Raw genomic sequence first — 19,858 nt, 5'->3', positions numbered from 1 at the left:
GGAGGTAACTCATGATTTGGATGATTTGCATGGTGGTTCTATCTGTCCTGCCGTCGGGTTCCCCGGATGAATGGACGAAGAGTTTCAACATCGAACGCGCGGCAAAACTGCGCGTCGAAACCAGCGACGCGAACATTCGCGTGACGTCTTGCGAGTGTTCGACCGTCGAGGCGCGAATCACAACCCAGGGTTGGAAGATTGGCGGGGACGGCATCAACATCGTCGACCGGCAAACCGGCGACCAGATCGATATCGAAGTGCGCTTCCCGCGCCACACGTTCCAGATGAACTGGCGCAACAGGCGCGTCGATATTGAGATCAAGGTGCCGCGCGATGCCGATCTCGATTTGCACACTGGCGACGGCAATGTCGACGTTCAAAGCGTGAAAGGAACCATCCTTTTGCGAAGCGGCGACGGCAACCTGAAGCTGTCGGAGTTGCAAGGAACGCTGAAGGCCGATACCGGCGACGGCAATATCGATGTGCGCAACGTGCGAGGCAACCTGACGCTGCATACCGGCGACGGGCGCATTGATCTAACCGGGATCGATGGCTCCTTGCACGCGGAAACAGGCGATGGCCGTGTCCGAGTCAATGGACGCTTCGACGTGCTGGACGTTAAGACCGGCGACGGCGGCATTGACGCGATGGCAAACGAAGGCTCGAAGCTGGAAACGAATTGGCGGCTGAACACAGGCGACGGCAATTTGACTTTGCGACTGCCAGGAACGATCGCCGCGGATGTCGAGCTGGAGACCAACGACGGAAGCATTGATTTCGATATGCCGGTCACGGTTTCGGGTCGCCAGGGAAAAAGGGAGGTGCATGGTCAGATCAACGGGGGCGGGAAACTGCTTTCTTTGAAGACCAGCGACGGCTCGATCCGGCTGGAGAAACACTGATCCGCAGATCGAAGATTGAGGATCGAGGATCGAGGATCGAGGATCGAGGATTGAGGATCGAGGATTGAGGATCGAGGATTGAGGATTGAAGATTGAGGATCGAGGATTGAGGATTGAGGATCGCGAACGCCCACGCGAATCTTCTATCCTCTATCTTCTATCCTCTATCTTCTATCTTCTATCCTCTATCTTCTATCCTCGATCCTCGTAATCTGGAGGTGACCCTGATGAATGGGTTCTTGCAAGATCTGCGATACGGCTGGCGGACGCTGGCCAAGAGTCCCGGCTTCACTGTCGTAGCGGTTCTCACGCTCGCTTTGGGAATTGGAGCCAACAGTTCCATCTTCAGTTTGATCAACACGGTCCTGCTGAGACCGTTGCCCTTCGAAGAGCCTGACCGGCTCGTGATGATATGGGAGAGACGGGCTTCCTCCAACGACTCGAACCTTCCAATCTCGGGACACGAGTTCGTTGGCTGGAGAGAACAAGCCGGCAGCTTCGAGCAGATGGCATCCTTACGGGTGACGGCTTCACGCTGACGGGTGCGGGTGACCCGGCGGCGATTTCCGCCGCGAGGGTTTCGGCTGATTTCTTTTCAGTGCTGCGCGTGGAGCCTCTTCTGGGCCGCACCTTCTCGCCCGAAGAGGATCAGGCGCGCACCAATCCCATCGTTGTGCTGAACGCGCACCTATGGAAGCGGCGCTTCGGCTCGGACCCGGACATCGTCGGCAAGACAATAACCTTGAGCGATCAGAAGTATATGGTGATCGGGGTCATGCAGCGGCAGTGCGTGGGGGTCTGGCTGAATACGGATCCGGACGTCTGGCTTCCCATCGACTTGCCCGGGGAAGTTCAAAAAGTGGGCAGGCACAACAACAATGTGATAGCTCGGCTCAAACCAGGCGTGACCGTGGAGCAAGCGCAGGCGGAGTTGGCTCATGTCGCCGAGCAGCTCGAACATCAATATCCGAATAGCAATATCGGGCATGGCGTGAAGGTCGATTCCCTGCGCGAAGACATTGTAGGCAATGTTCGTCCTGCGTTGTTGGTGTTGTTTGGCGCCGTTGGATTTGTATTGCTGATCGCGTGTGCGAATGTCGCCAACCTTCTGCTCACGCGAGCCGCGGCCCGTCAGAAAGAAATTGCCATCAGAATCGCTCTGGGCGCAGGACGACTGCGACTGGTTCGTCAGATGTTGACCGAAAGTTGTCTGCTGGCGGCGATGGGTGGAGGAGTTGGCGTGCTAATGGCGATGTGGATCATCGATCTGCTGCCAGGAATCAGGGCGATCAATATTCCCCGCATCGAGCAGATAAGAATTGACGGCCAGGTGCTGGCGGCAACCGTTGGCTTCTCACTATTGACCGGAATCATCACCGGGCTGATGCCCGCGCTGCGAGGCTCCAAGCTCAACTTGAGCCAGTCGTTGAATGAAGGAACAAGGGCATCGGCCGGCGTGAGCCGGCGAAGGATCGGGAGTCTGCTCGTGGTTCTCGAGGTAGCGCTTGCCCTCGTGTTATTGGCCGGCGGCGGTCTGATGCTCAAGAGCTTTGTACGACCGGTCAGTATCGATCCGGGCTTCGACCCGCACAATGTTCTGAGGCTGGACCTATCCTTACCAGGTCCGAGATACACCACGCCGCAGCAACAGATGAGGTTCTATGAAGAGCTCAAAGACCGGATCCGAGCTTTGCCCGGCGTAGAATCGGTCGGGGCAACGACTCAGACTCCACTGAGTCCTGGTGATAACTGGGGGCCCTTCTCGATAGACGGTCATCCCGCGCCGCCCCCCGGTCAGGAACCGAATGCCGCCATGCGCAGCGTAAGCTCCGACTACTTCCGGACGATGAGAGTTCCGCTTCACAAAGGGAGATACTTCGCTGAAGCGGACGCCCGGATTGCGCTACCGGTAATGCGCTGGTTTGAGCAGCAGCCTTATCCCGAACACTACAACGAGTCGCAGCCGGCTCCTGCAATTATCATCAACGAAACGATGGCCCGCATGTTCTTCCCGAATGAGGAGCCGCTTGGCAAACGAATACGCATCATCGCGAGTCCGTGGCTGACGATTGTTGGCGTAGTTGGAGACATCCGTCACATGGGTCTGAACACGAGGCCCAACCCGGAGATGTACCTGTCCGACCTTCAAGAGCCGGACCCTTCCATGGCGGTTATGGTCCGAACCTCGAGTGACCCATTGAAGCTGGCTGCGGTTGTGCGTGAGCAAGTGATGGCCATCGACAAGGATCAACCGGTTGCTATCACAACGATGGATCAGATCTTTTCCGACTCGGTTGGCGCCCAGCGTTTCAATATGCTGTTGCTCAGTATTTTTGGAGCGCTTGCGCTGGTCCTCGCAGTGGTAGGAGTTTTTGGCGTCATCAACTATTCCGTGACTCAGCGCACGCATGAAATCGGCGTTCGCGTCGCGTTAGGCGCGCAGCGCCGGGATATCGTGAGGCTGGTCGTTGGTCAAGGCATGGTTCTTACGCTGTTGGGTGTAGGGATCGGATTAGCCGGAGCTGTCGCGTTGACCCGGGTTATCTCGGGGTTGCTGTTTGGCGTGAGTCCGACTGATCCGGGGACGTTTGTTGTCGTCTCGTTGGTGCTTGGAGGCGTGGCCTTGTTGGCCAGCTACATTCCCGCGCGCCGCGCGACGAAAGTGGACCCGATGGTTGCGTTGAGATGTGAATAGGGTTCAGGGTTCCGGGTTCGGAGTTCAGGGTTCAGGGTTCCGGGTTTCTGGTTTCTAGTTGCTGGTTCCAGCTTCTCGTTTTTGTTTGCTGGTTCCAGTCTCGTGACCAAGAATCAGACAGGCGGCGCCAGAAATGAGAAACCCGAAACGAGAAACCAGAAACCCTGAACTCGGAACCCTGAACCCTGAACCCTGAACCCTGAACCCGGGTTGGCGGGGTCTCTCGCGTTGACTCGCGTGCTGTCGAGTTACCTTTACGGAATCACTGCGCGAGACCCGCTGACCTTTATCCTAGTATCTGATGAGGGTCTTATTCATGAATGAACCTCGCAGTTCGCAACCTAAACGTAATCTGCTGACGAGTAGTGGCTTGTACGGTTACCGGTTTACTGAGAAGGGCTTCTTCTCTGGTCATCCGGTGTTCTCTTCGCTACCGTTCCGCGCTTTTTAGGTATGAGGCCAATCAACGAACGCAAAGCCGCGTTTACAGACTCAGAGTCGGGGAAGTACTCGCGAACATCCGGCGCCAAAGTCACCGCGCCTTCTTTGGGCTTCACCTCTTTGATCACTGTCGAGCCGTCACGGTGATGAACCGTAATCGTATAGCCACTCTGCATCGCCCGATAGTGCTTGCCACGCACGCCGCCAGAGAAGTCATATTCGCGACGCAAGGTATCTTTGTCGTTCCGGGCCGTACTACGCGGTGCCTTCTTCATATCGTCTCCCTTCGCTGCGCGATGCTCGACGGCAACTGATGATGCGTATCTTCGCACCGCTTTCAGTGTAGCTCACGACCAAAACCCGCCCGCTCTCAGAACGGCCCAAGTCGATATAGCGCGGTTCCTCAATTGAATGATCGGGGTCTTCGATAGTGAGTGAGAAGGGATCACTAAAGACGGTGATGGCTTCTTCGAAATCGACCTTGTGTTTGCGCTTGTTCTCTTTAGCCTTTCGTCATCCCATTCAAAATCCAGTCTCATCATCAGTCCTTCGAGCCAAAGTGTACCACGATTGTAGGGCAAGGTAAGATTACCCCGTGGCTACCCGGTGAGGTCGATCAGCGTGTGCACGAAGGCTATCTTTGTCACCACCGCGAGCCTTGGTATTCGCAAGAGCGTCGGCCGCCCGCGCCGTGTCTGTGCACCATGGGATGAGCGCCGGTTTGATGATGTCTACATTTTGGATGGCCAAACTGATCGCGGGAGACGGTTGCGTCTGGCCTTCCAGGATAGAGGGAACCGGCTTGCCCGCGTCTTCACCGGTTGGGATTTGAAACGTAATTTGAAAGGTAAGAAGAAGAGAAAGAAATGAAAAAGCGATTCGGCAAGTTGTCCAAAGCAGAGCAAGAAAAAATAGAACTTGAATACCATCAAACCAACCCTGATGAATTTGATGAGCAAATGTCCAAGGGGAAAAAACACGTTGCCGGCTCGATACGTTTGCCCGGTGAGATGGTTGAGACTTTGAAAGTTATTGCTGAGTCGGAGGGTGAGCGGGGCTATCAAACGATGGTCAGAAAATGGATCGAAGAACGCTTGCATCAAGAAGCCAGGAAGTAGACAGGCGGCACAAGAGGGTCTCCAGGCCAGCCGGCCGGTTCTCCCGCTACAATATCGCGCCTGAAGTTGACTGGGAACTGTACCGAGCCATTTAGAAAAGCTCTGTCATCGATTACTGAGTCGTTGGTGGGAGAAGGAAGAGTTTACGGCGGCGGGCTTCACAAGCCGGAGCCGAAAGAGCTGGCGAACGTGACTGCCGAATTAATCTTGAACGCTCTCCCTCGAGCACGTGAGAAGCGCGTCACGCGCCAAGCGGGTAGACTGGCAAAAGGTAGACGACATTCTCGCGCGCGTGCCAGATGTTCCTCCGCAACCCGGCGATGAAATCTAAGTTGCGTCAACCCTCTACCGCTGAACCGTAACTCTGACGGGTTCCCTGTGAGTTAAGGAATGAGCAAACGAACAAAACCTTCTTGTTCGAAGTGGCGGTCAGTGGTGAGAGCGTCGGTTATGCCGCGTTCCCGCATAAGTCCAAAGCTGACCGCATCGCAGAGACTGTACGCCTTATCCGGTCTCGCGCGTAGCAACTCCAACGCCTCGCGATGCTGCGTTTCATCCACCGACACGGTTTCGATATCGGCGTCGTCAGTCAGTCTTTCGCTGAAGTCCAACGCAGCTCCGCGCCACAACTTGCGCGACTGCGCCAGCGCGATGAACTCATCCAAAACATAGCTGTGCGTTAGCCGTGGCGTCGTTGCGGCGTCGTAGCTTGAGACGGCGTTCTCATGTAGCGGCTCGCGGACGTGGATCAGGCAAAGCAAACCAGAAGTATCAAGAAACATCAGCGGGTTTCCTCATGGGTTGAGGCGTAGTCGCGAGCCAGGTCAGCATCAATGGCGTCGTTATCGGCGCCGGTTGGATATCCCAAATCGACCGAGCCAAACAACTCACGCAAGCTGCCCAGGGAGGCTTTGCCAGACATGTGGGGCGCACCGCTCGTTTCGATAGTCACGCGAACGCGCGTATTAGGCTTTAGATCAAGCGGTTCATCCAGAATCAAGGCTTCGCCGTCGAATGTCGCTTCAAGTGTCCTGGTCATATTAGCCTCCAAAGGCGCTACCACGGTTTAGCATCAATATACGCGATCTTGTCCCGTCGCTGCCAGATACTTTTCCAGCCTCAGCCGACGGCCTGCCTCCAAGAGAATGCAGCAAGCACAGAATCTTTACCGCGCGGCTAAGTGGATTGCTATTAGCCAGTGCCTGCATATGGTTGAGACAAGTTTGACTGGGATGATGAGAACAAGAAGAATGGAAACGTTCAGCATTTGCGCGATCACGGAATCGAGCCCGATGAAGCGGAGGAATGTTTCTTCCACGATTATGAATTCTGCCGGAATGAGCGCCGGTTTGATGATGTCTACATTTTGGATGGCCAAACTGATCGCGGGCGACGGTTGCGTCTGGTCTTCCAGGATGGAGGGAACGGGCTAGCCCGCGTCTTCACCGGTTGGGATTTGAAACGCAATTTGAAACGTAAGAAGAAGAGAAAGAAATGAAAAAGCGATTCGGCAAGTTGTCCAAAGCAGAGCAAGAAAAAATAGAACTTGAATACCATCAAACCAACCCTGATGAATTTGATGAGCAAATGTCCAAGGGGAAAAAACACGTTGCCGGCTCGATACGTTTGCCCGGTGAGATGGTTGAGACTTTGAAAGTTATTGCTGAGTCGGAGGGTGAGCGGGGCTATCAAACGATGGTCAGAAAATGGATCGAAGAACGCTTGCATCAAGAAGCCAGGAAGTAGACAGTCGGCACAAGAGGGTCTCCAAACCAGCCGGGCCGGTTCTCCCGCTACAATGCCACGCCTGAAGTTGACCAGGAACTGTACCGAGCCATTTGGAAAGCTCTGTCATCGATTACTGAGTCGTTGCTGGGAGAAGGAAGAGTCTACGGCGGCGGGCCTCACAAGTTGGAGCCGAAAGAGCTGGCAAACGTGACTGCCGATTTCATCTTGACCGCTCTCCCGCGAGCACGAGACACGAAGCTGTTTGGACAACGAGAGCTATTCACTTGGTGACATTGACGGCGCCGAACCGCAGAATCGCAAGAACCGGCTCACCCTCGACCTCCAGTGAGGACGAGTCAGTGCGTTCCCGAGATCGCGTGCAACGATCATCTGACAAGCGTTATTCATCATTCCGATTGGAATCAGAACCCGACGTCGGCACTAGGATTGTCCCCGAGTGCCGCATCATATGCATAAGCATAAGGCTTGGTGCGTCATATTTGCTACGCACAAAATCTAAGATTGCCTGCACATCGTGCCTGCTGAGGTTGCAATCGTGTGCACTGTACGCATGGCCTGCTTGCTCAATGATCTCTGGATCGCAGATACCATCTTCTAACCACCGGTACAGTCCTGATTGCCTCAGCGAATGTCTTCGTGGAGAGAAGCTGTTAATGCAGAGTTGCGCATCCTTGTCGGACTCTACTATTACAGCGTCGAGTTCATTTTGTAGATAGAAGAATTCGTTGAAGTCGAAGTAATAGCAAAGTCGGAGTTCATCATGACCTCGACGCCCCAGATAGACTATTCCGTAAAGCGTTGCACGCACTCGCTCCATTTGTCCAACAGGGTCATTGCCGGCACACTGGACCCACATAAGTTTGAAAGATCTGTCGCTAGACGGGTAATCTCGAAGTTGTTCCGCTCCGTATCTTATTATCCCGGATAGGCGATTTCTTCTACGGATACTTTCTGGAGGAGGATTCACTACTTTCTTTTTGAGTAACTCTTGCCTCTCTCTGTGAAGTTTCTCCTCGTCATCACCTTTGGCCTTGATTTCGATGAAATATGTATAGACGTTCTCCGACACCTTCAGGTCAGCAGTTGGCCACTCCTCTTCTGAAATATATTCAACCGTGAAACCATTGACCGCTAGAAGACGGCCAATCCTTGCCCTAGCTTTGTCTTTGTCCATCACCACCAGCCGTTCCCTGAAAAACTCCGGAAGCCGTTGCGCTTCCCTTTCAAGTTCCTAGTCAACCATCTCCAGTGACACCCGGTGCCTAGAGGCTGATACCCCTCGTCCGAGAGGGTCAGCTTCTCAACGTCAAGAAAGGTCAGTTCGACCGACCGAATATCGCATTCCCAACATCGACCACGCCCTTCTTGGAATTGATCTGTTCGACCTGTCCGGTGGAAGCCCGACAGAACCAGCACGTCCTCGCCTAGAGCGGCTTCGGGCTTTCCACCGCGAGGATTACATTACAAGCCCAGCGGCCATCTCGACCGTCCGCGATTTCAAACTCAACCCTCTGTCCCGCCCGTAAGAGCAACGGTTCATCTATCACGTCAGACAACCAGAAAACAAAAAGCTCCTTTCCGTCAGCATTCTCTATAAGCCCGCTACCCCTCTCTCTATCAAGCGATATCACTGGTCCCTTACCGATCTCTCTTTGGATTTCTGGAAATAGAGTGTATCGGATAAAACGAAGGTCACCGTCATGAGCGCCTCTGTGTTTCTTCCCAGCGCGGTCTAGCGATTCCTCTTCTATTTTGAGTATTTCATCTCTCAGCCGAAAGAGCTCCGTCCGATGATCAAGCGGAAGACGATGATGCTTCGTCTGGAAGAGATACGTGTATGCGTAGAGTGCTCTATCGTGCGTACAACCACTGAAGCTATCGCTTTCAAAATACATTGCCCAGCACTTTCGGAAGTTGTCGAGTTCATTGCCGTCAAAAAAGATTGAGGCCATTTCGGCGTAGCACTCGCCCAAGCCCCTCTTCACGCCCTCCTTGAAATAAACAAGTGCCTGATTGGGGTTTTGGAGCCTTTCGTTATCCTTGTAGATTTGACCAATTCTCAGGCAAGCCTTAGGAGCCCCCAACCTGTTGGCGTGCAGGTATAGCCGTAGAGCCTCATCAACATCTTCGAGCGTATCGCGCAAGCCGTAATGTGCATCTTCGGCCATTCCGAAGACATCAAGCCAAGGCTCAGCATTGTTCTTGTGAAAATCCGTTAAGTCCGAAAAGTTATGTGGGTCCGCTTGCTTGCCGAGGGGGAGCCCGTCTTGATTCTCAAACATCTTCTGCGTGTCCAGAATGGCTTTGATCGCTTCGTTCACCGGAATACTGAAGAACTCCCTGTTCATGGAGATTCTATAGCCCCGCTGTTGCAGGAGCGCATGTATGTACTCTTCGGCACGTGAGTGATCGTCGAAGTAAGCGTCAAAGACGAGAACGAACGGCGTCGGAATTCCGGTTGTTGCTGATAATTCCTTAGCTCGTTCTTTGGGATCGCGCGTTGTCTTGCCAATCTTGACTAAGCCTTCCATCGAAGGATTCATAAGCAAGTAGATGAAGCCGGGATTAGACATATCCGATTACATCCGATAGTTGCTCAAGACGCTGAGCGAAGCGATATGCGTACGGCGTCAACTCGGAAGCAAGGCCGGGCCTGCCGTTCGGCGATTCCGTGCCAATTGCAATCTGCAACCCTACCCTTGATGCCTCTACAATCTCGTCTACGACGAACTCCATGTCTGTTTTCCATCTTCAATGGTAGTTAGCCAAGTTGTACCATTAGCCCGTGCCCTGAGTATTATCTGTGTGTCCAGACTCTTGCCGCCAACACTGATGTTCGACTCACTCTGGGACGTGCTGAGATTTATGCTCCCCTCCCGTTTGTCTCCCATTAGGCTTATTCCGCAGTGGCCCGTGTCATCCGTATCTAAGCGCAATCCCGCCCCGCGCAATTTGCTTCGTAAATCAAGAGCGGCTTCGCCATCGTTGTCATCCAACCCCAACGCTATGGCGAAATCTAAATCCTTGCCCGGTTCATATCCATCCTCACGATAGATGAAAAGGTTCGGAGAGTCGTCGATCAACGTTGTTAGCTGCGCCCGAACTCTTCCCTTCTTGTCCACAACATTGAGTTCTCTTACATAAGCGATTGAAGGTAATAAGGCTCCCCGATCCTTCAATTCTTCTTGGGCGCTTTGTACTTGCTGTAAATGCTCGTTCAGACTACCAATCTGTCTCTCAAGTTCCGAGCGTTGCTGGTCCAGTTGATCGAGAAACGTCGTGCTTACGTTTGGTCGCTCACGCTCGCTTTCAGATTCGATGCTACGTTGTACTGCATCCAGTTCACTCGCTTTAGTCTTCAACTCTTCCTTCAAGCCATCAATAACCTTCAGCTGGCTTTCCTCTATACCCCCTCGATCTAGGTGCTTTGAGTAGTACCGGTCTTCCAACATTTCCGGTCTGAACTTTGTTTGTAGGACGAAAATCGAGACAAGAAACAGGGGCACATTGACGACGGCCGCGATCACTAGCAGCGGAGAGAGCCAGCTAGGGTTAGTGAGCAAGTGAGCGGCAGTGAGGAAAGAACCGTCAACGAGTAGCAAGCCAGCAAACCACGTTGCCAACAGCTGAATCGGCTTAGTGACGCGATGCGGTTCGATTGATTGTGTTTGCATAACTTGTCTTTCAGCTTCCATTTTTTGATCCAGTCCGCAGGCTGTTCGCGGCTGACTGACTCAGTTAATAGTTGGCCATGGCTTGTTGGCACGTCGAGCATTCATCGGCGCGCTACTCCGCCCCAACATTTCCAGCGTCAGCCCCGGAGCCGAACCTGTCGGCCCGCCCAGAATCTTACGTCGGAGTGCCGATGTAATCAACGAGCGGGAATCTGGAAGGACGACAGTGAGCACTCAGAGCTTGGAACGTGACAGGTCCACACGCGTGTTCGCAGTAGTGGGAATTTTAAGTCCCGAAAGCGACCAAGAGACAGAGGGCCGGACACTAGAGCGGAGACTAAGCCTCAGCTCTTCAACACCCTGCGAGCAGCCCCGACGTGGCACGACGATTGGTACGCAGGGCGAAGAGCCAAGGGCGCAGGGCAAAGGGAGCAGGGCAAAGGGAGCAGGGCAAAGGCTAAGGGCCGGAGGCGATTTCGGATTCCGAATTTCGCATCTCGAATTGCGAATAAGAGAGGAATGAGGAAGCTATGATTCGTGATCTTCTACAAGACACCAGGTACGGCGCACGCATGCTCAGGAAGAGTCCTGGCTTAACCTCAGTCGCCGTGCTTTCGCTGGCGCTCGGCATCGGGGCGATCAGCACCATATTCAGCTTTGTGAACGGAATAATGCTCAGGCCGCTTCCTTATCAAGAACCCGAGCGGCTGGTGCTGGTCGACGAGACCGCCTTCAAGCGAGGAAGCCCTTCGATGAACGTCTCGTTCCCGAACTTTGTCGATTGGCGCGAGCAGAACCACTCCTTCGAAGACATCGCCTGCTACCAGGCAGACGGGTTCATCATTGCAGGCGGGGGCGGCGGCGGCGAGCCCGAACTACTAAAAGCCGCGTTCGTCACTCAAGGGCTCTTCGAAGTCTTAGGTGTAGCTCCCATCCTCGGCCGCACCTTCACCGCCGATGAAGATCAGCCCGATCACGATCAGGTAGTCATCCTGAGTCACGCTCTGTGGCAGCGGCGCTTCGGGTCCGATCCGAATGTCGTCGGTCAGACCGTGTTGCTCAATAATCGCTCGCGCACGGTGATCGGAGTTATGCCGAAAGGCTTTCAGTTTCCTGAGGTCGCGGAAGCGTGGGGCCCGCTGGCGCTCAACACCAAGATCTGGACTCGCAACGATCACGGCTTGCTGGCGATCGCGCGCTTGAAGCCCGGAGTCTCTATCGAGCAAGCGCAAGCCGAGATGATCACCATCGCGTCGAACATCGAGCAGCAGAATCCCATCACTAACGAAGACCTCAGCGTGAGCCTCACGAGTTTGCGCGCGGGGTTGGTCGGTGACTACAAGAAAGCGCTTTTGATTCTGCTGGGAGTAGTCGCGTTCGTGTTGCTGATCGCTTGTGTGAATGTCGCGAACCTGTTGCTCGCTCGAGCGACGGCTCGACAGAAAGAGATCGCGATTCGAGCGGCGCTCGGAGCGAATCGCAGACGAATCTTTCGACAACTGCTCACCGAGAGTTTGCTGCTCGGTCTGATAAGCGGAGCGCTCGGGTTGATGCTGGCGCTGTGGGGTATGGAACTGTTGCTCGCGGCGATTCCGATAGACATTCCGTTCTGGATGAAGTTCGACCTCGACGGTCGAGTGCTTGGCTTTACCGCCGCGTGCTCGCTGCTGACGGGCTTTGTGTTCGGCACGGTTCCGGCGCTCGAAGCGTCGAATCCCGACTTGCATGAGACACTCAAAGAAGGCGGCCGAAGCGGGGCGGGCGGGCGACGTCATCGTCTGCGAAGCGTGCTTGTAGTCGCCGAGATTGCGCTCTCGCTGGTGTTGTTGGTCGGCGCGGGGTTGATGATGCGCAGCTTCGTAAGCTTGCAGAGTGTGAACGCCGGCTTTAAGCCCGAAGGCGTGCTCTCGATGTACATCGCGTTGCCGGGCGCCAAGTATCGCGGGCCGGAAAAGCGTCTCGCATTTTTCAGTCAGTTGCTCGACCGCGTGAGAGCGGTTCCAGGTGTTCAGAGCGCGGGAACAACTACGGGTTTGCCTCTCGGCGGCAACAACTGGGGTCGAAGCCTGACCGTCGAAGGGCGTCCGCTGTTGCCGGTTGGCGAAGCGCCGGCCATCAACCACTGCGTGATCAGCTCAAGCTATTTTAGCGCGATGGGAATCACGATCTTGAAGGGAAGAGACTTCGACGAGCGGGATGCCCGCGAAGCACCGAAGGTCACGATCGTCGACGAGCGGCTCGCGCGCGAGTACTGGCCCGGCGAAGATCCGATTGGCAAGCGAATCCGCTTTGGACCGCCCGAGGACAACGAGCCCTGGCATACGATCGTCGGCGTCGTCGGCGAAGTGAAGCACCAACGGCTGGACGCATCAACGCGAGAATCTGTCTACTTGTCTTTTGCTCAGATGCCGGTCGGCGGCTCCAGTCTAGCTATCAGGACCTCGGGCCGGCCGGAGACCCTGATCGCCGCGGTGCGTGCTCAAGTGAAGGAACTCGATCCCGATCTGCCTTTGATTCGCGTAATGCCAATGGCCGAGGTCGTAGCGAGATCAGTCTGGCAGCCGCGACTGTACACCGCGCTGTTCGGCGTGTTCGCGGTGGTGGCTTTGATCCTGGCGACGGTTGGAATCTACGGCGTGATGTCTTATGCGGTGACGCAGCGCACGCGTGAGATCGGGCTTCGAATGGCGCTGGGCGCGCAGCGACAAGACGTGATGAAGCTGGTCGTAGGGCAGGGAATTGTACTTGCCGCGATCGGTGTTGGAGTCGGGCTCGTCGCGGCAGTGGCGATGACACGGTTGATGTCGAGCCTCCTGTTTGGGGTTACCGCGACCGATCCGATAACTTTTGCGGCAGTTTCGGTGCTTCTGACAGGAGTGGCTCTGGGCGCTTGTTTCATACCCGCGCGGCGAGCGGCTAAAGTTGATCCGATGGTAGCGTTGAGGTATGAATAGGGATTGAGGTTCAGGGTTCAGGGTTCGTGGTTCAGGGTTAGGGACCGGTTCAGGGTTCCGAGTTCAGGGTTCCGGGTTAGGGACCGGTTCAGGGGTTCCGAGTTCAGGGTTCCGGGTTCGTGGTTCAGGGTTAGGAACCTTTATCCACAGGAACCCTGAACTGTGAACCCTGAACTCTGAACCCTGAACTCTGAACTCTGAACCCGGAACCCTGAACCCTGAACCGCGCGAGCGCCGTATGCCCAACTTGTCTTACATTTCTCCAAAAGCAGTCGTGAAAGAAAGCTCTATTCAAGGAAGAGGGCTCTTCGCGGCAGAGCCAATCGAAAAAGGAGAAATCGTTTGTATCAAGGGCGGCTCCATCTTCAACCGCCGCACTCTTCAAGAGGTGACCAAGACGCTTGGCCCTGCCGAGATTCAAATCGCTGAAGACTTCTTCATAGGTCCTCTGACTGAGGCCGAAAGAGAAGGCAGCATGATCTTCAGCAATCACTCATGCGAGCCGAACATTGGCGTTCAAGGGCAGATTGTTTTTGTCGCCTTGCGCGACATACAAGCCGGTGAAGAGCTGACTCACGATTGGGCGACGACCGACGATGACACTTACGAGATGGAATGTAAGTGCGGCGCTGAGACCTGCCGCAAAGTGATCACCGGTCAGGATTGGCGAAGAAAGGATTTGCAGGAGAAGTATGCGGGCTACATGTCCTGGTACTTGATGGAAAAGATCGGAAGGAGTTCGTGACGAAGGAGAGCGATAGAGAGTCCCGCTCTCATCGACCCACATTCTTCAGATTCTCTCCCAAGAGTGCGTTATACCCACACCGGCTCGGGCCGGGATCCCAACCCCAAGGGGGTTGCATCTCTCAACCCAGGGTTGCCGTACTCGGCTACCCTGGGTGATTGTGCCGCGCCAACGCGGAGTCGGTGGTTGGTGGCAACCCCGACGGGGTTGCGGCCCACGGTAGCCGTTACCTTACGCCGTCACTTTTGGTGGTTCATCATTCGAATCGTTCCAGCCACAACCCCGTCGGGGTTGAGGTAGTCGCGATATCGTGTCCCAAGGTAGCCGAGTACGACAACCTTGGGCTGCGAGATGCAATCCCGTTGGGATTGTCTCAAATGTCCGACTCAGACCGCGCTCGGAATCGCCTAGCATTCTCGTTTCTGGGAAAATCCCGTTACAAAGGTGAACACAACCGCGCCGCTCGCGGTGAACTCAGTCCACTAAACGTCGCAATACGACAACTTCTTCGCCTGCACTTTCTGGCACGCAGATTGGCTTAAGGCAGGAACCATTCCGTAACGACACCAGTTTTTCTGGCCTGGCTCCGGACTGACGAGTCCCAGCCGCTATGGAGGTGAGTCTTGGAAAACCTGTTGCAAGATTTGCGTTATGGCTTTCGGATGTTGCTCAAGCGTCCCGGCTTCACTGCGGTCGCGGTGCTTGCGCTCGCTTTGGGCATCGGCGCGAACACGGCGGTCTTCAGCGTGGTCAACGCCGTGCTGTTGCGCCCGCTGCCGCTCAAGGATCCTGACCGCCTGGTCTGGATTTGGGGCGATAGCATCCAGCAGCCAGGCAATGGGCGAGGCAGCGTCTCGCCGCCGGACTTCCTCGACTTCCGCGAACAGAATCAAGTCTTCGAGCGCATCACGGCGTTTCAGAACGCTCCCTTCAATCTGGCAGGCTCGGGTGAACCGGAGCGCGTCAACGGCGTGCGCGTCTCCGCGGAGTTTTTCGAGACGGTTGGCGTAGCGCCCATCCATGGCCGCGCTTTTGTGAGCGAGGAAGAACAGGACGGACGCGGCAAAGTTGCGGTGATGGGTTATGGTCTATGGCAGCGGCGGTTCGGCGGCGATCCTGACCTGGTGGGTAAGACCATTTCACTCAACGGCGGCAGCTTCACGGTGGTGGGGATCATGCCGTCAGGGTTTCAGTTTCCACGTGATGATGTCGAGTTGTGGACGCCGATCACTTTCGGTATTCCGCCAACGTCGGTGCGCCGCTTCCATTTCCTGCGCCCGATTGCCCGCCTCAAACCTGGAGTGAGCCGCGAGCAGGCGCAAGCGGAGATCAACGCCATTACCGTCCGCCTGGAACAGCAGTATCCTGACTCCAACACCGACTATGGCGCGCGACTCGTCTTGCTGCCCGAGCAGATCGTCGGTGATATGCGCCTGACGCTGGTGCTCCTGACCGCCGCGGTAGCTTTCGTGCTGCTGATTGCGTGCGCGAACGTCGCGAACCTGCTGCTGGCTCGCGCGGCAACCAGGCAGAAAGAGATTGCGATCCGGTCGGCCCTTGGCGCGAGCCGCTGGCGGCTGGTTCGGCAGATGTTGACCGAAAGCGTTGGGCTCGCGCTGTGCGGCGGCCTGCTCGGGTTTATGATCGCATGGTGGGGCGTTGAGCTACTCATCAAGCTTGGCCCGTCCAACATTCCGCGCTTGCGGGAAGTCACCATTGACGGGCCCGTGTTCGGCTTCACTCTCCTTGTCTCTTGCGTTACCGGCATCCTCTTTGGCCTGGTTCCCGCGCTGCAGGCTTCGCCGTCGGGCCTCGCCGAAATATTGAAGGAAGGCAGCCGCGGCTCGACCGGACTGCGTGGCCGCCGGGTGCGCGGCGCACTCGTCGTTTCCGAAATCGCGTTGGCGCTGGTGCTGCTGATCGGCGCGGGGTTGATGCTAAAAAGTTTCTTGCGGCTGTCTCAGATTGAGCCCGGGTTTCAACCGGTCAACGTGCTGACGATGCAGATCGGCCTGACTCAAACCAGGTATGCGGAAGCGCCACAACGAGCCGCCTTCTTCTCACAGCTCTTGCCTCGAGTCGCCGTCCTGGCGGGAGTGCAGCACGCGGGAGCGGTTTCGCAACTTCCGATGAGCGGGCAGAACAGCGATACCTCGTTCAGCGTTGAAGGGCGGCCACCGGCAGCGCCAGGCGAGCGGCTGGGGGCCAATTCGCGCATCGCCAGTCCCGATTACTTCAGCGCGCTGGGCATTCCGCTCATTGAAGGCCGCTACTTTACCGACCGTGATGTGAAGGGTTCGCCCAACGTGATCGTCATTAGTGAGACCTTCGCGCGCCAGATTTTTCCCGATGAACAGCCGCTCGGAAAACGCTTGACGATTGACGCGGGCCAGCCGTGGACAGGCGAGATCGTCGGCGTGGTGGGCGCGATTCGTCACTCCGGTCTGTCGGTCCAACCATGGCGCGAGATGTATGTTGCTCACGCGCAGAATCCTGTCGGGGGCATGAATCTGGTAGTGCGCGCGGCGGGCGATCCGGCAACACTCGCGTCGGCGATCAAGAGTGAAGTGCAGACGCTCGACAAAGACCTGCCGCTCTACAACGTCAGAACAATGGAATCGGTGGTCTCCGATTCGGTCGCCCAGCCGCGGTTCCGCGCGTTGCTGCTTGGAATCTTCGCGGCGGTGGCGTTGATCCTGGCGGCGGTTGGCATCTACGGCGTGATGTCTTACTACGTGACGCAGCGCACCCACGAGATCGGCATCCGCATGGCATTGGGAGCGCAGCGGCGTGACGTGATGCGGCTGGTGGTCGGGCAAGGGTTGATGCTGGCGATGAGCGGCGTAGCGATAGGTTTGGCGGCGGCCTTCGCAGTTACTCGCTTGATGTCTAGTTTGCTCTACGAGGTGGGCGCGACGGATCCAACAACCTTTGCGGTCATATCGCTGCTGCTGGGAGGGGTGGCGACGCTGGCTTGCTACATCCCCGCGCGCCGGGCGACGAGAGTGGATCCGATCGGCGCATTGAGGTACGAGTAATGATGACCAACTTTGCAATTCGTGATTCTGTTTTTGCGATTCGAATGCTCTGGAAACAGCCTGCGTTCACGGCAGTCGCAATCGCAACGCTGGCGCTGGGCATCGGCGCGAACACGGCGATCTTCAGCGTGGTCAATGCTGTATTGCTGCGCCCGCTTCCATTCCCGAACGCCGAACAGCTCGTGCTGGTCTCCGATGATTTGACCGGGCGGCAGGTGACCAATATAGGGATGTCGGTCCCTGAGCTTCAGGATCTGCAGGAGCGCTCCGGCGTGTTCGAAGAAATCTCCGCAGTCTGGCCGGTCGATGCCAATCTGACCGGCTCCGACAGACCCGAGCGCATCGAGCTGCTCGCGGTCAGTCCCAACTACTTTTCTTTACTAGGCGCGACCGCGCAACTCGGCCGCATCCTGGGCCCCGAGGATAAGGCTCAAGGTTTTGCCGAGGGTGTCGTTATCAGCGACGGTCTGTGGCGGCGCTTGTTTGGCGCCGACCCAAACGTGTTGGGGAGAAAGGTCCGGGCTGACAGCGACCTTTACACGATCGTCGGAGTGATGCCGCCCAGCTTTCGCCATCCCGGGCGAACGCTCCGCGATGCAGTCGATATGTGGGGGACGGCAGGCTTTTCCGCCAATCCCTTCGGCCCTCCCAGACGCAGCGTGCGAATGCTCCCCGGAGCAATAGCGCGACTGAAGCCGGGCCTCACTGTGCAGCAGGCGCAGGCGCAACTTGACGCCTTCGTCGGGCAACTGACGAACGAGTTTCCCAACGACTATCCCGCCGATTCGGGTTGGACCGTTCGGTTGCTGCCCGCCCGCGAGAATCTCGTCGGCGAGGTGCGACCTACGCTGCTGGTGTTGCTCGGCGCGGTCGGAGTCGTGTTGTTGATCGCCTGTGTTAATCTCGCCAACCTGATGCTGGCACGCTCGCTGGCTCGACAGCGCGAGATGGCTATTCGGCTCGCGCTCGGAGCAAACCGCCGGCGTCTGATCTTGCAGCTTCTCAACGAAAGCCTGGTGCTCGCGCTGCTGGGCGGAGCAGTCGCGCTGTTGATGGTTAGCTGGGTGACTGATCTATTGCTGCGCCTGGTACCCGCCACGATACCGCGCCTCCACGAGGTAGGCCTCAACGGCAGCGTGCTTTTGTTTACGTTCACGGTCTCGGTGCTGACGGGCGTCCTCTTCGGGCTGGTTCCGGCATTGCAGGCATCGCGGCCGGACGTTCTAGCGGGGTTGAAGGAGGGCACGTTGGGCTCGGGAACCGGCACGCGCAGCAATCGGCTTCGCGGGGCGCTGGTGGTCACCGAGTTCGCGCTGTCGCTGGTGCTGATGATCGGAGCCGGATTGTTACTGCGGAGCTTCTGGCAATTGCTGGAAGTGAATGGAGGCTTCAATCCACAGAACGTGTTGTTGGCTCGCATCTGGCTGCCGGTGCCAAACAACCCCGAGATGGATCCGTATCGCCCGCCCGCAAAGCGCGCTCAGTTTATCAAAGAGGTGCTGCGTCGCGCTTCGGCGCTACCGGGAGTGCAATACGCGGCGGTCGGAGGCGGTAATGGAGTTCCGTTGATTGGCCCGCATAACAACGCCCCCTTTGTGATCGAAGATCAACCCGACGAGGCGGTTCTTCCGCTGGTGCAGACCTCTGCCGTTAGCCCGGACTACTTTTCGGTTCTTGGAACGCCCCTCGTTGAAGGGCGATTCTTCTCAGACCGCGACGAAAGCGAGTCGCCGAGAGTTGCGCTGGTGGATCAGGCGACGGTCAAGCGTTTCTGGCCGGACGAGAATCCTATCGGCAAGCATATCAAGTTTGGCAGAAGAGACTCGAAGGGTCCGTGGATTTCTGTCATCGGGGTCGTCGGCGATATCAAGACTGACGGGTTTGATGCGCCGGAACAGCCTCACGTCTATGTGGCGGTACTTCAGAACCTGGGCTACTCGATGGCGGTCTATCTGAAAACAAGCGTGAATCCGGCAAGCCTCACGCAAGCGCTTCGGCAACAGGTGCAGGCGGTCGATCCGGATCTGCCGGTGTTCGGCGAGCGAACCATGGAAGACGTCGTCGCAGCGTCTCTCGCCCAACGCCGGTTCGCGATGCAGTTGGTAACCGCGTTCGGCGTCGTCGCGCTGCTGCTGGCAGGCGTCGGCATTTATGGAGTGATGGCCTATTCGGTAAACCAGAGAACCCGCGAGATTGGAATTCGATTGGCGCTTGGAGCGAATACTCGTGACATCATGGGATGGGTGCTGAAGCACGGCATGCGACTGACGTTGGCGGGAGTGTCGATGGGGTTGGTTGGTGCGTTCGCGCTCACGCGGTTGCTCAAAGGGTTGCTGTTCAGTGTGGCGCCCACTGATCCGGTAAGCTTTGCGGTTCTGGCAGCGTTGCTTTCAGTTGTGTCGCTTGTGGCGTGCTACATTCCGGCTCGAAGGGCGACGAGAGTTGACCCGATGGTTGCGCTACGCCACGAATAGGTTTCTGGTTTGTGGTTTCGGGTTCAGGGTTCGGGGTTCCTGGTTCCTGGTTTGTGGTTTCTGGTTCA

17 protein-coding genes and 1 pseudogene are annotated in these 19,858 nt (G+C 56.5%); 11 read left to right on the top strand and 7 right to left on the bottom strand.

The genetic code is table 11. The annotated features are described in order from the left end of the window. Window positions 1-11 precede the first annotated feature (11 nt). From AABO57_14730 to AABO57_14720, 3 genes are all read left to right on the top strand, one after another. The gene (locus AABO57_14730) at window positions 12-902 is read left to right on the top strand and encodes a DUF4097 family beta strand repeat-containing protein (protein MEK6286991.1); all 891 of its coding nucleotides are present in this window, start codon (window positions 12-14) and stop codon (window positions 900-902) included. A 227-nt stretch (window positions 903-1,129) separates the two neighbouring features. Beyond that, window positions 1,130-1,441: a hypothetical protein gene (locus AABO57_14725; GenBank protein MEK6286990.1), complete on the top strand. Its 312-nt coding sequence runs from the start codon at window positions 1,130-1,132 to the stop codon at window positions 1,439-1,441. Then, window positions 1,378-3,597 (top strand): ABC transporter permease, encoded by a 2,220-nt coding sequence (locus AABO57_14720; GenBank protein ID MEK6286989.1) that lies wholly within the window; start codon window positions 1,378-1,380, stop codon window positions 3,595-3,597. Before AABO57_14725 ends, AABO57_14720 begins: the two co-directional genes overlap by 64 nt. Before the next feature lie 386 nt (window positions 3,598-3,983). Here AABO57_14720 and AABO57_14715 read toward each other — a convergent pair whose 3' ends face one another. Together AABO57_14715 and AABO57_14710 are read right to left on the bottom strand one after the other, a co-directional pair. Continuing rightward, entirely contained in the window at window positions 3,984-4,313 is a 330-nt protein-coding gene (locus AABO57_14715; GenBank protein MEK6286988.1) for a hypothetical protein, read from the bottom strand. Beyond that, window positions 4,294-4,500, bottom strand: coding sequence for a BrnT family toxin (locus AABO57_14710; protein ID MEK6286987.1), 207 nt, complete (start codon window positions 4,498-4,500; stop codon window positions 4,294-4,296). The genes AABO57_14715 and AABO57_14710 overlap by 20 nt, the downstream gene beginning before the upstream one ends. Window positions 4,501-4,904: 404 nt before the next feature. Between AABO57_14710 and AABO57_14705 the strand changes: the two genes are divergently transcribed. Beyond that, complete coding sequence (locus tag AABO57_14705) at window positions 4,905-5,156, top strand: hypothetical protein (protein ID MEK6286986.1); 252 nt, start codon at window positions 4,905-4,907, stop codon at window positions 5,154-5,156. Window positions 5,157-5,252: 96 nt separating this feature from the next. Continuing rightward, window positions 5,253-5,480: pseudogene (locus AABO57_14700) on the top strand (hypothetical protein). Window positions 5,481-5,539: 59 nt separating this feature from the next. Here the strand turns inward: AABO57_14700 and AABO57_14695 are convergent. Beyond that, complete coding sequence (locus AABO57_14695) at window positions 5,540-5,938, bottom strand: PIN domain-containing protein (GenBank protein ID MEK6286985.1); 399 nt, start codon at window positions 5,936-5,938, stop codon at window positions 5,540-5,542. After that, complete coding sequence (locus tag AABO57_14690) at window positions 5,938-6,195, bottom strand: hypothetical protein (protein ID MEK6286984.1); 258 nt, start codon at window positions 6,193-6,195, stop codon at window positions 5,938-5,940. Before AABO57_14690 ends, AABO57_14695 begins: the two co-directional genes overlap by 1 nt. A gap of 228 nt (window positions 6,196-6,423) precedes the next feature. On the opposite strand from AABO57_14690, the gene AABO57_14685 reads away from it, so the two are divergent. Together AABO57_14685 and AABO57_14680 are read left to right on the top strand one after the other, a co-directional pair. Continuing rightward, window positions 6,424-6,654, top strand: a complete 231-nt coding sequence (locus AABO57_14685) for a hypothetical protein (protein ID MEK6286983.1) — start codon at window positions 6,424-6,426, stop codon at window positions 6,652-6,654. Beyond that, complete coding sequence (locus tag AABO57_14680) at window positions 6,651-6,902, top strand: hypothetical protein (GenBank protein ID MEK6286982.1); 252 nt, start codon at window positions 6,651-6,653, stop codon at window positions 6,900-6,902. Before AABO57_14685 ends, AABO57_14680 begins: the two co-directional genes overlap by 4 nt. Window positions 6,903-7,284: 382 nt before the next feature. Here AABO57_14680 and AABO57_14675 read toward each other — a convergent pair whose 3' ends face one another. The 3 genes from AABO57_14675 to AABO57_14665 form a co-directional block, all read right to left on the bottom strand. Further along, entirely contained in the window at window positions 7,285-8,079 is a 795-nt protein-coding gene (locus AABO57_14675) for a hypothetical protein (protein MEK6286981.1), read from the bottom strand. A gap of 250 nt (window positions 8,080-8,329) precedes the next feature. After that, a complete protein-coding gene (locus tag AABO57_14670) occupies window positions 8,330-9,478 on the bottom strand; it encodes a GIY-YIG nuclease family protein (GenBank protein ID MEK6286980.1) in 1,149 nt (382 codons plus the stop codon). Between the two features lie 147 nt (window positions 9,479-9,625). After that, complete coding sequence (locus tag AABO57_14665; GenBank protein ID MEK6286979.1) at window positions 9,626-10,600, bottom strand: hypothetical protein; 975 nt, start codon at window positions 10,598-10,600, stop codon at window positions 9,626-9,628. Between the two features lie 509 nt (window positions 10,601-11,109). Between AABO57_14665 and AABO57_14660 the strand changes: the two genes are divergently transcribed. From AABO57_14660 to AABO57_14645, 4 genes are all read left to right on the top strand, one after another. Next, window positions 11,110-13,533 (top strand): ABC transporter permease, encoded by a 2,424-nt coding sequence (locus tag AABO57_14660; protein MEK6286978.1) that lies wholly within the window; start codon window positions 11,110-11,112, stop codon window positions 13,531-13,533. 238 nt (window positions 13,534-13,771) lie between these two features. After that, complete coding sequence (locus AABO57_14655; protein MEK6286977.1) at window positions 13,772-14,278, top strand: SET domain-containing protein-lysine N-methyltransferase; 507 nt, start codon at window positions 13,772-13,774, stop codon at window positions 14,276-14,278. Window positions 14,279-14,901: 623 nt separating this feature from the next. Then, complete coding sequence (locus tag AABO57_14650; GenBank protein ID MEK6286976.1) at window positions 14,902-17,316, top strand: ABC transporter permease; 2,415 nt, start codon at window positions 14,902-14,904, stop codon at window positions 17,314-17,316. Continuing rightward, complete coding sequence (locus tag AABO57_14645) at window positions 17,316-19,790, top strand: ABC transporter permease (GenBank protein ID MEK6286975.1); 2,475 nt, start codon at window positions 17,316-17,318, stop codon at window positions 19,788-19,790. Before AABO57_14650 ends, AABO57_14645 begins: the two co-directional genes overlap by 1 nt. Window positions 19,791-19,858: the final 68 nt, after the last annotated feature.

This window comes from Acidobacteriota bacterium (genome assembly GCA_038040445.1).
GTDB lineage: Bacteria > Acidobacteriota > Blastocatellia > UBA7656 > UBA7656 > Onstottus_A > Onstottus_A frigus.
This window is presented reverse-complemented; position numbering and strand designations above follow the sequence as displayed.

Coding starts and splice junctions, on each gene's coding strand:
- AABO57_14730 (MEK6286991.1), top strand. CDS start 12: ATGATTTGGATGATTTGCATGGTGGTTCTATCTGTCCTGCCGTCGGGT.
- AABO57_14725 (MEK6286990.1), top strand. CDS start 1,130: ATGAATGGGTTCTTGCAAGATCTGCGATACGGCTGGCGGACGCTGGCC.
- AABO57_14715 (MEK6286988.1), bottom strand. CDS start 4,313: ATGAAGAAGGCACCGCGTAGTACGGCCCGGAACGACAAAGATACCTTG.
- AABO57_14705 (MEK6286986.1), top strand. CDS start 4,905: ATGAAAAAGCGATTCGGCAAGTTGTCCAAAGCAGAGCAAGAAAAAATA.
- AABO57_14695 (MEK6286985.1), bottom strand. CDS start 5,938: ATGTTTCTTGATACTTCTGGTTTGCTTTGCCTGATCCACGTCCGCGAG.
- AABO57_14690 (MEK6286984.1), bottom strand. CDS start 6,195: ATGACCAGGACACTTGAAGCGACATTCGACGGCGAAGCCTTGATTCTG.
- AABO57_14680 (MEK6286982.1), top strand. CDS start 6,651: ATGAAAAAGCGATTCGGCAAGTTGTCCAAAGCAGAGCAAGAAAAAATA.
- AABO57_14675 (MEK6286981.1), bottom strand. CDS start 8,079: ATGGACAAAGACAAAGCTAGGGCAAGGATTGGCCGTCTTCTAGCGGTC.
- AABO57_14670 (MEK6286980.1), bottom strand. CDS start 9,478: ATGTCTAATCCCGGCTTCATCTACTTGCTTATGAATCCTTCGATGGAA.
- AABO57_14665 (MEK6286979.1), bottom strand. CDS start 10,600: ATGGAAGCTGAAAGACAAGTTATGCAAACACAATCAATCGAACCGCAT.
- AABO57_14660 (MEK6286978.1), top strand. CDS start 11,110: ATGATTCGTGATCTTCTACAAGACACCAGGTACGGCGCACGCATGCTC.
- AABO57_14655 (MEK6286977.1), top strand. CDS start 13,772: ATGCCCAACTTGTCTTACATTTCTCCAAAAGCAGTCGTGAAAGAAAGC.
- AABO57_14645 (MEK6286975.1), top strand. CDS start 17,316: ATGATGACCAACTTTGCAATTCGTGATTCTGTTTTTGCGATTCGAATG.